Source organism: Salmonella sp. 32070601201500089SM (assembly GCF_017573605.1).
In the GTDB taxonomy this organism is placed as follows: Bacteria; Pseudomonadota; Gammaproteobacteria; order Enterobacterales; family Enterobacteriaceae; genus Salmonella; species Salmonella enterica.
This window is the reverse complement of the sequence record NZ_JAGETK010000010.1, coordinates 77,177-89,617: the sequence shown is the minus strand read 5'-3', so window position 1 is coordinate 89,617 and position 12,441 is coordinate 77,177. Positions and strand designations below refer to the sequence as shown.

The 12,441-nt window shown below is 51.5% G+C and carries 15 protein-coding genes; 9 read left to right on the top strand and 6 right to left on the bottom strand.

Going from position 1 to position 12,441, the window contains the following annotated elements:
• Positions 1–864 (bottom strand): YicC/YloC family endoribonuclease, encoded by an 864-nt coding sequence (locus tag J4728_RS16495; RefSeq protein WP_000621352.1) that lies wholly within the window; start codon positions 862–864, stop codon positions 1–3.
• Between the two features lie 125 nt (positions 865–989).
• Here J4728_RS16495 and rph point away from each other — a divergent pair, with 125 nt between their 5' ends.
• Positions 990–1,706, top strand: a complete 717-nt coding sequence (rph, locus tag J4728_RS16490) for a ribonuclease PH (RefSeq protein WP_001247078.1) — start codon at positions 990–992, stop codon at positions 1,704–1,706.
• A gap of 78 nt (positions 1,707–1,784) precedes the next feature.
• Positions 1,785–2,426, top strand: coding sequence for an orotate phosphoribosyltransferase (gene pyrE / locus J4728_RS16485; protein ID WP_000806167.1), 642 nt, complete (start codon positions 1,785–1,787; stop codon positions 2,424–2,426).
• 77 nt (positions 2,427–2,503) lie between these two features.
• On the opposite strand, the gene slmA is transcribed toward pyrE, so the two are convergent.
• From slmA to coaBC, 3 genes are all read right to left on the bottom strand, one after another.
• Entirely contained in the window at positions 2,504–3,100 is a 597-nt protein-coding gene (gene slmA / locus J4728_RS16480) for a nucleoid occlusion factor SlmA (protein WP_000818607.1), read from the bottom strand.
• Between the two features lie 107 nt (positions 3,101–3,207).
• Positions 3,208–3,666: a dUTP diphosphatase gene (gene dut / locus J4728_RS16475; protein WP_000976078.1), complete on the bottom strand. Its 459-nt coding sequence runs from the start codon at positions 3,664–3,666 to the stop codon at positions 3,208–3,210.
• Complete coding sequence (gene coaBC / locus J4728_RS16470; protein ID WP_020838483.1) at positions 3,644–4,864, bottom strand: bifunctional phosphopantothenoylcysteine decarboxylase/phosphopantothenate--cysteine ligase CoaBC; 1,221 nt, start codon at positions 4,862–4,864, stop codon at positions 3,644–3,646. Before coaBC ends, dut begins: the two co-directional genes overlap by 23 nt.
• Positions 4,865–5,039: 175 nt before the next feature.
• Here coaBC and radC point away from each other — a divergent pair, with 175 nt between their 5' ends.
• The 4 genes from radC to mutM all read left to right on the top strand — a co-directional run bounded on the left by radC (position 5,040) and on the right by mutM (position 7,254).
• Positions 5,040–5,705 carry a RadC family protein gene (gene radC, locus J4728_RS16465; RefSeq protein ID WP_000380129.1) on the top strand — a complete coding sequence of 222 codons (666 nt, stop codon included), beginning with the start codon at positions 5,040–5,042 and terminating at the stop codon, positions 5,703–5,705.
• Positions 5,706–5,922: 217 nt separating this feature from the next.
• Positions 5,923–6,159 carry a 50S ribosomal protein L28 gene (gene rpmB, locus J4728_RS16460; RefSeq protein ID WP_001519051.1) on the top strand — a complete coding sequence of 79 codons (237 nt, stop codon included), beginning with the start codon at positions 5,923–5,925 and terminating at the stop codon, positions 6,157–6,159.
• 20 nt (positions 6,160–6,179) lie between these two features.
• Entirely contained in the window at positions 6,180–6,347 is a 168-nt protein-coding gene (gene rpmG, locus J4728_RS16455) for a 50S ribosomal protein L33 (RefSeq protein WP_001051798.1), read from the top strand.
• Positions 6,348–6,444: 97 nt separating this feature from the next.
• Entirely contained in the window at positions 6,445–7,254 is an 810-nt protein-coding gene (mutM, locus tag J4728_RS16450) for a bifunctional DNA-formamidopyrimidine glycosylase/DNA-(apurinic or apyrimidinic site) lyase (RefSeq protein ID WP_208212088.1), read from the top strand.
• 27 nt (positions 7,255–7,281) lie between these two features.
• Here mutM and coaD read toward each other — a convergent pair whose 3' ends face one another.
• Both coaD and waaA read right to left on the bottom strand, forming a co-directional pair.
• Positions 7,282–7,761 carry a pantetheine-phosphate adenylyltransferase gene (coaD, locus tag J4728_RS16445; protein WP_001171884.1) on the bottom strand — a complete coding sequence of 160 codons (480 nt, stop codon included), beginning with the start codon at positions 7,759–7,761 and terminating at the stop codon, positions 7,282–7,284.
• An 8-nt stretch (positions 7,762–7,769) separates the two neighbouring features.
• Positions 7,770–9,047: a lipid IV(A) 3-deoxy-D-manno-octulosonic acid transferase gene (waaA, locus tag J4728_RS16440; protein ID WP_000891582.1), complete on the bottom strand. Its 1,278-nt coding sequence runs from the start codon at positions 9,045–9,047 to the stop codon at positions 7,770–7,772.
• A gap of 407 nt (positions 9,048–9,454) precedes the next feature.
• Here waaA and rfaQ point away from each other — a divergent pair, with 407 nt between their 5' ends.
• Genes rfaQ through rfaP form a run of 3 tightly spaced genes read left to right on the top strand, consistent with a single transcriptional unit; the run spans position 9,455 to position 12,436 of the window.
• Complete coding sequence (rfaQ, locus tag J4728_RS16435; RefSeq protein WP_208212086.1) at positions 9,455–10,525, top strand: lipopolysaccharide core heptosyltransferase RfaQ; 1,071 nt, start codon at positions 9,455–9,457, stop codon at positions 10,523–10,525.
• Positions 10,522–11,646, top strand: coding sequence for a glycosyltransferase family 4 protein (locus J4728_RS16430; protein WP_001261581.1), 1,125 nt, complete (start codon positions 10,522–10,524; stop codon positions 11,644–11,646). Before rfaQ ends, J4728_RS16430 begins: the two co-directional genes overlap by 4 nt.
• A complete protein-coding gene (rfaP, locus tag J4728_RS16425; protein WP_000229825.1) occupies positions 11,639–12,436 on the top strand; it encodes a lipopolysaccharide core heptose(I) kinase RfaP in 798 nt (265 codons plus the stop codon). The genes J4728_RS16430 and rfaP overlap by 8 nt, the downstream gene beginning before the upstream one ends.
• Positions 12,437–12,441: the final 5 nt, after the last annotated feature.

Here is a 12,441-nt window from a genome sequence, read left to right as displayed (position 1 = left end):
TTATTCAATATTCTGGATCTGCTCGCGCATTTGCTCGATCAACACTTTTAATTCAATAGCGGAGTTAGTTACATCAGCGTTGATGGATTTGGAGGCCAGGGTGTTCGACTCACGGTTAAATTCTTGCATCATGAAGTCCAGACGGCGACCTACCGCCTCTTTTTTCTTCAGAATGTTGTAAGTCTCTTTGACGTGCGCTTCGAGACGATCCAGCTCTTCCGCCACATCAATGCGTTGCGCCATCATCACCAGCTCTTGCTCCAGACGGTTGTTTTCCAACTGAACCTGAGCATCTTCCAGCTTCGCGACCAGGCGTTCACGCTGCCATTGCAGGATTTCTGGCATATGCGCGCGGACTTTCGCAACTTCGGCGCTGACGCCTTCCAGACGTTGTTCAATCAGCGCTTTCAGCGCCTGGCCTTCCGTTTCACGCGCCACGATAAAGTCATCCAGCGTACCGTCCAGGGCGGCTAAAATTTCTGCGGCAATCGCGTCCAGATCCTGCTCTTGCGCCGCCATGACACCTGGCCAGCGCAAAATATCAACCGGATTGATTTCCCCTTCGTCGCTCTGCATTTTGACCCAGTTTGCGGCGCTAACTAATTGTTTCGCGAGCTTTTCATTCAGAATAAGCTCGCCTTGCGCGCTGGCATCGGGTTCAAAACGCAGCATACATTCGACTTTGCCGCGCGTCAGGCGTGTACGAATGCGTTCGCGCACGACGGGTTCAAGACTACGGAACTGTTCCGGCAGACGAAAGTAAGTTTCCAGATAACGCTGGTTTACCGAGCGCATTTCCCAGGTCGCGCTACCCCATTCACCCTTGATTTCACGCCGGGCGTAGGCGGTCATACTGCGGATCATAGATGTTCCCGTTTTTAAAGGAGAGATGAGGGGATTATAGCTATCCATGCCTTGTCAGGATAGGAATAACCATCGGAAGTCCGTATAATGCGCAGCCACATTCGTTTTAAGCCGGAGATCTCAATATGCGTCCAGCAGGCCGTAGCGCTAATCAGGTGCGTCCCGTAACCCTGACCCGTAACTATACAAAACACGCTGAAGGCTCGGTACTGGTCGAATTTGGAGATACCAAAGTGTTGTGCACCGCCTCCATTGAAGAAGGCGTTCCACGTTTTCTGAAAGGACAAGGCCAGGGGTGGATCACCGCAGAGTATGGCATGTTGCCTCGCGCTACCCATACCCGTAATGCGCGTGAAGCAGCAAAGGGTAAGCAGGGCGGCCGTACTATGGAAATTCAGCGTTTGATCGCGCGTGCGCTGCGTGCGGCGGTCGATCTGAAAACGCTCGGCGAATTTACCATTACGCTGGACTGCGATGTAATCCAGGCCGATGGCGGTACGCGTACAGCGTCTATTACCGGTGCCTGCGTGGCGTTGGCGGATGCGCTGAATAAATTGGTTGCCAACGGTAAGCTGAAAACCAACCCGATGAAAGGCATGGTGGCGGCGGTTTCCGTAGGCATCGTTAACGGCGAAGCGATCTGCGATCTGGAATATGTTGAAGATTCCGCAGCAGAAACCGACATGAACGTCGTGATGACTGAAGACGGCCGCATTATTGAAGTACAGGGTACCGCGGAAGGCGAGCCGTTCAGCCATGAAGAACTTCTCACTTTGTTGGCGCTGGCCCGAGGGGGAATTGAATCCATTGTGGCGACGCAGAAGGCGGCGCTAGAAAATTGATTTTAAGGCGACTGAAAAGTCGCCTTTTTTTTGTCCGTAAATTTCGTAAATGATGAAAGTAAGAAAAGGAGCGAATCCATGAAACCGTATCAGCGCCAGTTTATTGAGTTTGCGCTTAACAAGCAGGTACTAAAGTTTGGCGAGTTTACGCTGAAATCCGGCCGCAAAAGCCCCTATTTCTTCAACGCCGGGCTGTTTAATACCGGGCGCGACCTGGCGTTGTTAGGCCGTTTTTATGCCGAAGCGCTGGTGGATTCCGGTATTGAATTTGATCTGCTGTTTGGCCCCGCATACAAAGGTATTCCGATCGCGACGACGACGGCGGTTGCGCTGGCGGAACATCACGATAAAGACCTGCCGTACTGCTTTAACCGCAAAGAGGCAAAAGATCATGGCGAAGGCGGGAGTCTGGTGGGCAGTGCGCTACAGGGCCGCGTGATGCTGGTGGATGACGTGATTACTGCAGGTACGGCGATTCGCGAGTCGATGGAGATTATTCAGGCGCACGGGGCTACGCTGGCTGGCGTACTGATTTCGCTGGATCGTCAGGAACGTGGCCGCGGCGAGATTTCCGCGATTCAGGAAGTGGAGCGCGACTATGGTTGTAAGGTTATCTCCATCATTACGCTGAAAGACCTGATTGCCTATCTGGAAGAAAAACCTGATATGGCTGAGCATCTGGCGGCTGTGCGAGCATACCGGGAAGAATTTGGCGTGTAAGCGAATTGCCCGGTGGCGCTTTACCGGGCTTATGTTTCTGTCGCCTGGATAAGGCGTGAGCCACTATCCAGTCAGCGTTACTGTAGCTGAGCGGCAATGAGCGGCCAGCGGGCGTCGAAATCGTCCGTTGGGCGGTATTTAAATTCGCTACGCACGAACCGTGAAAGCATACCTTCACAGAAGGCTAACAGCTGGCTTGCCAGCAGATTTTCATCCGTCGTGTAGCCTTCGCCTTCACGCATTCTTTTTTCTCGTAGCACCTGGCGGAGCTGCGCTTCGATGCGTTCAAAAAGCTGATTAATGCGCCCCTGCAGGCGATCCTGTTCAAACATCAGCGCGTGCCCGGTAAGAATGCGCGTCAGGCCAGGGTTGCGTTCGCCAAAACCCAGAATCAGCAACACAATCAGGCGCAAACGCGTGCTGGTGTTTTTTTCATCTTTTAAAATCAGATTGATACGGGTAATCAGACTATCTTCGATAAACTCAATCAGGCTATCGAACATGCGGGTCTTGCTGGGAAAATGGCGGTATAGCGCCGCTTCGGAAACGCCGACCGAGGCCGCCAGTTTTGCCGTCGTGATGCGTTGGCTTCCATCGCTGGATTCAAGCATCAGCGCCAGTGACTGAAGTATTTCTTCGCGACGATTCCTTTTCGCAGTTTGTTTTTCTGCCATGTTACAAAATACCCCTGAAAATAAGCACTTGCCAGGCGAGCACCCACGCTATAACCGCAAACTCAGCGCTTGCGGCAGTATTATGACGTTATGGGGATGCGTAAAATTTACTTACGGCCAGAATGACCGAAGCCGCCCTCGCCACGTTCGGTGGCGTCAAATGCTTCCACCAGATTAAATTCGGCCTGAACGACCGGAACAAACACCATTTGCGCGATACGTTCGCCCGGTTCAATGGTAAAACTGTCCTGACCACGGTTCCAGATCGAAACCATCAGTTGCCCCTGATAATCGGAATCAATCAGCCCGACCAGGTTGCCCAGCACGATACCATGTTTATGGCCCAGGCCAGAACGCGGCAACATGACTGCCGCCAATGATGGATCGGCGATATGAATGGCCAGTCCGGTAGGCACCAACGTCGTTGCGCCAGGCGCCAGTTCTACGGCGTCGTCGAGACAGGCGCGCAGGTCAAGCCCGGCAGAACCAGAAGTAGCATAAGTCGGCAGCGGAAACTGCTGACCAACACGCGGGTCCAGAATCTTAACGTCGATTTTTTTCATCATAACGGGTCACGATCTCGTCGAGTAATAATTGGCCCAGGAGTTCTTTTCGCTCAAGCGGTAAGACTTTATCTCCATCCTGCCAGAAAAGGTGTAAAGCGTTTTTATCGCTATTAAATCCCTGATTTGAAAGTGAAACATCATTTGCACAAATCAGGTCAAGGTTCTTACGGGTACGTTTTTGCCGGGCGTATTCTTCCACATTATTCGTTTCCGCGGCAAACCCAACAACGTAGGGGCGATTGTCACTGAGTGCGGCCACCCCGGCGACAATGTCCGGGTTTTTGACCATTTTTATTAGTAATTCATCACCTTGCGCCGCCTGTTTTTTGATTTTTTCACTGGCGATAGTCTCTGCGCGATAGTCAGCCACGGCGGCGCAGCTAATGAAAATGTGCTGCTGTTGAACGGCGGCCTGAACAGCGGCTTCCATGTCCAGCGCGGTTATGACATCAACCCGTTTTACAAAAGGCGGCGTTGGTAACGAAACGGGACCGGAGACCAGCGTGACATTTGCGCCGCGACGCGCTGCGGCCGCCGCAATAGCGAAGCCCATTTTACCTGAGCTGTGGTTGGAAATATAACGCACCGGGTCGAGCGGTTCGCGCGTCGGGCCTGCCGTAATCATGATATTAAGATGTCGCAGATCGTTGACGGCAGCGAAATGCGCGGCGGCCTTATCAACGATAACTAATGGGTCCAGCATTCGGCCTGGACCTACATCGCCGCACGCCTGACTGCCGCTATCCGGCCCCCAAATGAACAGGCCGCGAGAGGCGAGCACCTCCAGATTATGTTGCGTGGCGGCAGCGCGGTACATCTGTTGGTTCATGGCCGGAAGAACGGCCACCGGGGCTGGCGTCGCCAGGCAGATGGTGGAGACTAAATCATTAGCCATACCCGATGCTACACGGGCGATCAGATCGGCGGTCGCGGGAGCAAGAATCACCAGGTCGGCCCATTTCCCCAACTCGATATGCCCCATCGCGGCTTCGGCGGCAGGGTCAAGCAGACTGTCGGATACGGGATAGCCCGACACTGCCTGTAAGCTCAGGGGGGTAATAAAGGCTTTTGCCGCCTCGGTCATTGCCACGCGCACGTCAGCGCCGCGCTCACGTAAACGGCGCACCAGCTCCGGCGTTTTATACGCAGCGATACCGCCGCTAACGCCGAGAACAATTTTTTTACCGGCCAGGCTCATCATGTCTTTCCTGTTGGGTGACTTTGAAAGGCGGCTATTTTATCACAATCTCTACGGCGTCGTGTCGTTGCCTGCGTTCCACTTTGCGAGGCGCTACGCAAGAACAAAATCAGGGCGTCGATCTCTCCCAAAGGCTGTGCCACTATGCCGCTTCCTTAAAAAAGGAGGTGCGCGTATGGATACGTTGGACGAATTATTGCCGCGTGAAAAAATGCTCAGATCCGGCATTGCTTCCCTCAGCGACGTGGAACTGCTGGCGCTTTTTTTACGTACCGGCACGCCGGGAAAAGATGTTATGACGTTGGCAAAAGAGATATTGCAGCACTTTGGGTCGCTGTATGGCCTGCTGTCGGCGGACTTTGCGCAGTTTCGCGGCGTAAACGGCATCGGCCTGGCGAAATTCGCGCAGTTGAAAGGCATTGCTGAGCTGGCAAGGCGCTATTACAGCGTGCGCATGAATGAGGAAAGTGCGTTGCTGAGTCCGGAAATGACGCGGGAATTTCTGCAAAGCCAACTGACGGGCGAAGAGCGTGAGATCTTTCTGGTGATCTTCCTCGATGCCCAGCACCGGGTGCTTCAGCACAGCCGCCTGTTTTCCGGCACGCTTAACCACGTAGAGGTGCATCCGCGTGAGATTGTTCGGGAAGCGATTAAACTCAATGCTTCAGCGGTCATTCTGGCGCATAACCACCCTTCAGGCTGCGCAGAGCCAAGTAAAGCAGATAAACTTATCACTGAGCGCGTGATAAAGTGTTGCCAGTTTATGGATATCCGGGTGCTCGATCACCTGATAATTGGGCGCGGAGAGTACGTTTCTTTTGCCGAACGCGGCTGGATTTAAGATTCTTTGCGCGATCCATCGGGATCTTTGTCTGTTCGGGACTTGAGCATATCGCCGGGTCAGCGTATACTACGCCACCTTTGAGAATCTCGGGTTTGGCATTTGGGCCTGGCAATCGAGAGTTCAATAGAACTGCGCGATGACCAGGCTGTAAAGCCTGACGAGGCGCCGATACCCCATACGAAGCTCGAGCTAATTTGATTTTTGGAGAATAGACATGTCCCGAGTCTGCCAAGTTACTGGCAAGCGTCCGGTGACCGGTAACAACCGTTCCCACGCACTGAACGCGACTAAACGCCGTTTCCTGCCTAACCTGCACTCTCACCGTTTCTGGGTTGAGAGCGAGAAGCGTTTTGTCACCCTGCGTGTATCTGCTAAAGGTATGCGTATCATCGATAAAAAAGGCATCGAAACAGTTCTGTCTGAACTGCGTGCCCGTGGCGAAAAGTACTAAGTACTAAGAGGAAATAAATCATGGCTAAAGGTATTCGTGAGAAAATCAAGCTGGTTTCTTCTGCTGGTACTGGTCACTTCTATACCACTACGAAGAACAAACGTACTAAACCGGAAAAACTGGAACTGAAAAAATTCGATCCAGTTGTCCGTCAGCACGTGATCTACAAAGAAGCGAAAATCAAATAATTCTCGCTTTGATGTAACAAAAACCTCGCTTCGGCGGGGTTTTTTGTTTTCTGGCCGTCCCCATATTAATGAGACCTGCCACACAGCCGGAGACGTTATGCCTGAATTACCCGAAGTTGAAACCAGCCGCCGGGGTATTGAACCCCATTTAGTTGGCGCTACTATCCTGCACGCCCATATCCGTAACGGCCGTCTGCGCTGGCCGGTTTCAGACGAAATTTATCGTCTGAGCGATACACCCGTCCTTAGCGTTCAGCGTCGTGCTAAATATTTACTGCTGGAGCTGCCTGACGGCTGGATAATTATTCACCTGGGGATGTCGGGAAGCTTGCGGATATTGTCGGAAGCGCTGCCGGCGGAAAAGCACGACCATGTCGATTTGGTGATGAGCAACGGCAAAATTCTACGTTATACCGATCCTCGCCGCTTTGGCGCCTGGTTATGGACCAAAGAGCTGGAAGGGCATAACGTACTGGCGCATCTGGGACCGGAGCCGCTAAGCGATGAGTTTAATGGCGAATATTTGCAGCAGAAATGCGCGAAGAAGAAGACGGCGATTAAACCCTGGCTGATGGATAACAAGCTGGTGGTCGGCGTGGGGAATATCTACGCCAGCGAGTCGCTGTTTGCCGCTGGTATTCACCCTGACCGCCTGGCGTCGTCACTCTCGACAGAGGAGTGCGACCTGCTGGCACGGGTGATTAAAGCCGTTTTGCTGCGCTCTATTGAACAAGGCGGGACAACGCTGAAGGATTTTCTGCAAAGCGATGGGAAACCGGGCTATTTTGCGCAGGAGTTGCAGGTGTACGGGCGCAAAGGCGAGCCGTGTTGGGTATGCGGTACGCCGATAGTCGCAACGAAACACGCACAGCGTGCGACGTTCTATTGCCGTCACTGTCAGAAGTAAAACGCCAGGCCCGGCAGGGAAGGAAACTTATTTCAACTTATCCATTAGCGCCTGATGCACATTGTCCGGCAGAAAGTGGGTCACATCGCCCTGATGGCGCGCCACTTCTTTGACCAGCGACGATGAAATAAACGACCACTCTTTGGACGGCATCAGGAAAACGCTTTCCAGTTGCGGCATCAGATGGCGATTCATATGCGCCAACTGCATTTCATATTCAAAATCCGCCACCGCGCGCAGACCACGAATCAGGATATTCGCCTGTCTGTCGCGGGCGAAATTGGCCATCAGGTCGCTAAAGCCCACCACCTCTACGTTACCCAGGTGTGCGGTCGCTTTTTGCGCCAGCGCCACACGTTCGTCCAGGGTGAACATGGGTTTCTTGCCGGGGCTGGCGGCGATGGCCAGAATGACATGGTCGAACATCTGCGTTGCGCGCGTCACAATATCGAGATGACCGTTAGTAATCGGATCAAACGTACCTGGATAAATCGCCCGTTTTTGCATGACAGTCCTCAATGCGTTTTCGGTGGCAGATAAGGTTCCAGCAGTTGCAGCAGACGCTGGAGCGCGCCCTGATTTTGATACAGCACTTCAACTGCGTGACGTCCGTAGAAATTACGATAATCAGCGTCGGTCAGTAAAGAGGAAACTTCTTTTGCCAGCGTAGCCGCATCGGTAATCGTGATAAGTCCGCTCGCCTGATCCAGACGGGCGCAAATATCTTTAAAGTTAAAGGTATGCGGACCCATCAGTACCGGAATCGCATGAGCGGCGGCCTCCAGCGGGTTGTGACCGCCGCGTTCAACCAGCGAACCACCAACAAAGGCGAGATCGGCAATGCCATAGAGCAACATTAATTCGCCCATGGTATCGCCTACCACGACCTGGGTGCTGGCGGACGGTACTTCGCCCGAAGAACGAGTGATGTAGCTTAACCCTGCCTGACGCACAAGATTGATAGCATCCGGGAAACGCTCCGGATGGCGGGGCACCAGAATCAGTAATAAATTCGGGAATTGATGTAATAACGCCTGGTGAGCGGCGATAACGATACTCTCTTCGCCATCGTGGGTGCTGGTGGCAATCCAGACCGGACGGTGCGGCGCCCACTGGCGGCGTAGCGTAACGGCTTTAGCCGCCAGCTGCGGCGTAACTGAAATATCAAATTTCAGACTGCCGGTGACCGTGACCTGATTGTTCTTCGCGCCCAATGCCACAAAGCGTTCGCCATCTTCTTCGTTTTGCGCGGCAATCAGGGTGATACGGCGCAAGAGCGTACGGACAAACTTGCCAAGCTTCGCATAACCCGCGGCGGAGCGGGCGGAAAGCCGCGCATTAGCGATAACCAGCGGAATATGACGTTTGTGCAGCGCAGCAATCAGATTTGGCCAGAGCTCAGTCTCCATGATCAATACCAGCTTAGGATCAATCTTATTGAGGAAACGATTGAGCGCATCGGGCAAATCATAAGGCAAGTAAACGTGCTGAACATCGTTGCCAAAGGCGGACTGGACGCGCTCCGAGCCGGTCGGCGTCATGGTCGTTACGGTAATAGGCAGATCGGGATAGCGATGACGTAGAGCGCGGACCAATGGGATGGCCGCCAGAGTTTCGCCCACCGAGACGGAATGCAGCATGATTCCGCCCGGTTTCAACGGACGGCGGTAGAATCCGTAGCGTTCACCCCAACGTTTACGATAGGCCGGCGCTTTACGTCCACGCACCCAAAGCCGTATCCAGATCAGAGGCTGAATAAGGTAGAGAAGAGCGGTGTAAAGCAATTCGAGCATAGTAAATAGCTGACTTATGGATGTGCTGGGGATTCTATGTATTTAGCCTGGGCTTTACCATTACTTTTCCCATTTTTGCGCCAAATTGGCTCAGAAGCGAGGATTCCAGGCGCTGAACCCCATTATTTTTGCATTTTTACGCAATCCATTGAAATTTGCCGCCCTTGTCGCCCCAGACAATGGGAATGACCATTCACAAGAGAGGGATAAATTAATATCTCTTTGAATTTATGATTAAAAAAATGATTGTGTATAAAAATTATTCGTATCGGATTGCTGCGAAAGAAGTGTTACACTAGCGCATCTAAAATGAGTGCGGTATTAGCCATCGGGTTGCTGTGAGCCTGGGGCGGTAGCGTGCTTTTTTCTGCTTATTTATCCGGACAATTTCAACCAAAGAGTCGCTTGTGGAAAAGCCATTTCGAAGAATTCTGATTATAAAAATGCGTTTTCATGGAGACATGTTACTTACCACTCCTGTCATCAGCACGCTGAAGCAGAATTATCCCGATGCAAAAATCGATGTGCTTCTTTACCAGAACACCATACCGATATTGTCGGAAAATCCGGAGATTAATGCACTCTACGGCATTAGTAACAAAGGCGCAGGAACAAAAGAGAAGATCAAAAACGCGCTATCGTTAATCAAAAAATTGCGTGCTAACTCGTATGATCTGGTCGTCAATCTCACCGATCAGTGGAGCGTGGCGCTTATTGTGCGTTTTTTAAACGCAAAAATGAAAATCTCGCAGGATTTCGGTAATCGTCAGTCTGCTTTATGGAAAAAAAGCTTTACGCATTTAGTACCTTATGCGGGAGAACATGCTGTTGAGCGCACATTATCCGCGCTAAAGCCGTTAGCGCTAAAACAGTATGTCACTGAAACCACCATGAGCTATCGCCCGGAACATTGGGAAAACATGCGACAACAGCTCAAACAACTTGGTGTGACCCGACAATATGTTGTTATTCAGCCTACGGCACGGCAGTTATTTAAGTGCTGGGATAATGATAAATTCTCGCAGGTTATTGATGCCGTGCAGCGCCGCGGTTATCAAGTTGTACTGACGTCAGGCCCGGCCGCAGACGAGATGGCCTGCGTGGATGCTATTGCACGCGGCTGTGAAACAAAACCGGTTACTGGTCTGGCGGGTAAAACTCGCTTTCCTGAATTGGGCGCGTTGATTGACCATGCGGATCTCTTTATCGGCGTTGATTCGGCCCCTGGTCATATTGCCGCAGCAGTCAAAACGCCGGTCATTTGCCTTTTCGGCGCGACGGATCATGTGTTCTGGCGTCCCTGGACCGACGACATCATTCAGTTTTGGGCAGGAAATTATCAGCCGATGCCTGAACGGCATGAGCTTGATCGTAATAAAAAATACCTTTCCGTGATTCCGGCTGAAGATGTTATCGCCGCGACGGAAAAAATGCTGCCGCATGAGGCACGCGCCATAGATTTGGACAGCCTGCTATGAGAGTTGCCTTTTGCTTATATAAGTATTTTCCTTTTGGCGGTCTGCAGCGTGATTTTATGCGCATTGCCCAAACCGTGGCGGCGCGAGGGCATCAGGTTCGTGTTTATACTCAGTCATGGGAAGGGGAATGCCCGGATAACTTTGAATTAATCCGCGTGCCGGTTAAATCCCGGACGAACCACGGTCGTAACGCAGAATATTATGCCTGGGTGCAACACCATTTGCGCGACCATCCTGTCGATCGGGTGGTTGGGTTCAATAAGATGCCAGGCCTTGATGTGTATTACGCCGCAGACGTGTGTTACGCCGAAAAAGTCGCACAGGAAAAAGGTTTTTTCTATCGCCTGACATCACGCTATCGGCATTATGCTGCTTTTGAACGCGCCACGTTTGAACACGGCAAGCAGACGCAACTATTAATGCTGACGAATAAGCAGATTGCTGACTTCCAAAAACATTATCAGACTGAAGCGGAGCGTTTCCATATTCTTCCTCCGGGGATTTACCCGGACAGAAAATATAGCCAACAGATCCCGAACAGTCGTCAAATTTATCGTCAGAAAAATGGTATCTCAGAACAGCAAAAATTACTGTTGCAAGTAGGGTCTGACTTCACCCGTAAAGGTGTGGATCGCTCTATTGAAGCGCTGGCATCGCTACCCGAATCTTTACGGCAAAATACGGTGCTCTATGTTGTCGGGCAGGATAAGCCGAAGAAGTTTGCAGCACTGGCTGAAAGAAGCGGTGTCGGCACGAATGTGCATTTTTTCTCCGGACGTAATGATATCGCGGAGTTAATGGCGGCAGCCGACCTTTTACTGCATCCAGCCTATCAGGAAGCTGCAGGTATTGTTTTGCTGGAAGCCATTACTGCTGGTTTGCCGGTGCTGACAACTGCGGTGTGCGGTTATGCACATTATATTGTGGATGCCAACTGTGGCGAAGCGATGACTGAACCATTCCGTCAGGATGCGCTAAATGAGGTTTTACTCAAAGCGCTGACACAGCCTTCCTTACGCAACGCCTGGGCTGAAAATGCGCGGTATTATGCTGATACCCAGGATTTATACAGCTTACCGGAGAAGGCCGCAGATATTATTACAGGTGATTTAGATGGTTGAGCTGAAAGCGCCGTTAACCACACTATGGCGCGGTAAAGATGCTTTTGAGGAAGTGAAAACGTTACAGGGCGAAGTGTTCAGAGAGCTGGAGACGCGTCGAACATTGCGGTTTGAGCTGGACGGCAAAAGTTACTTCCTGAAGTGGCATAAAGGCACTTCGCTGAAAGAAATTGTGAAGAACCTGATTTCGTTACGTATGCCTGTTCTGGGCGCTGACAGAGAATGGCACGCCATTCATCGTCTACATGAGCTGGGCGTTGATACGATGCACGGCGTTGGTTTTGGTGAAAAAGGCGTAAACCCGCTAACCAGAACATCATTTATTATCACCGAAGATTTAACGCCCACCATTAGCCTTGAAGACTACTGTGCTGACTGGGCTGTTAATCCACCGGACGCGCAGGTGAAGTGGATGATCATTAAGCGTGTTGCGACTATGGTACGTAAAATGCACGCCGGGGGAATTAACCATCGCGACTGTTATATTTGCCACTTTCTTCTGCATTTACCTTTCACTGGTCGCGAAGAGGATTTAAAAATCTCCGTAATTGACCTGCATCGCGCGCAGATACGTCAGCACGTTCCCCTTCGCTGGCGTGACAAAGATTTAATTGGGCTTTATTTTTCTTCAATGAATATTGGCCTGACTCAGCGAGATATATTCCGGTTTATGCGTGAGTATTTCTCTCTCCCCCTGCGAGAGATTTTGCAAAAAGAATCGGGGTTGATTCATCAGGCAGATGTTAAAGCCGCTCGAATTAAAGAAAGGACAATAAGAAAAAATCTGTAATTATA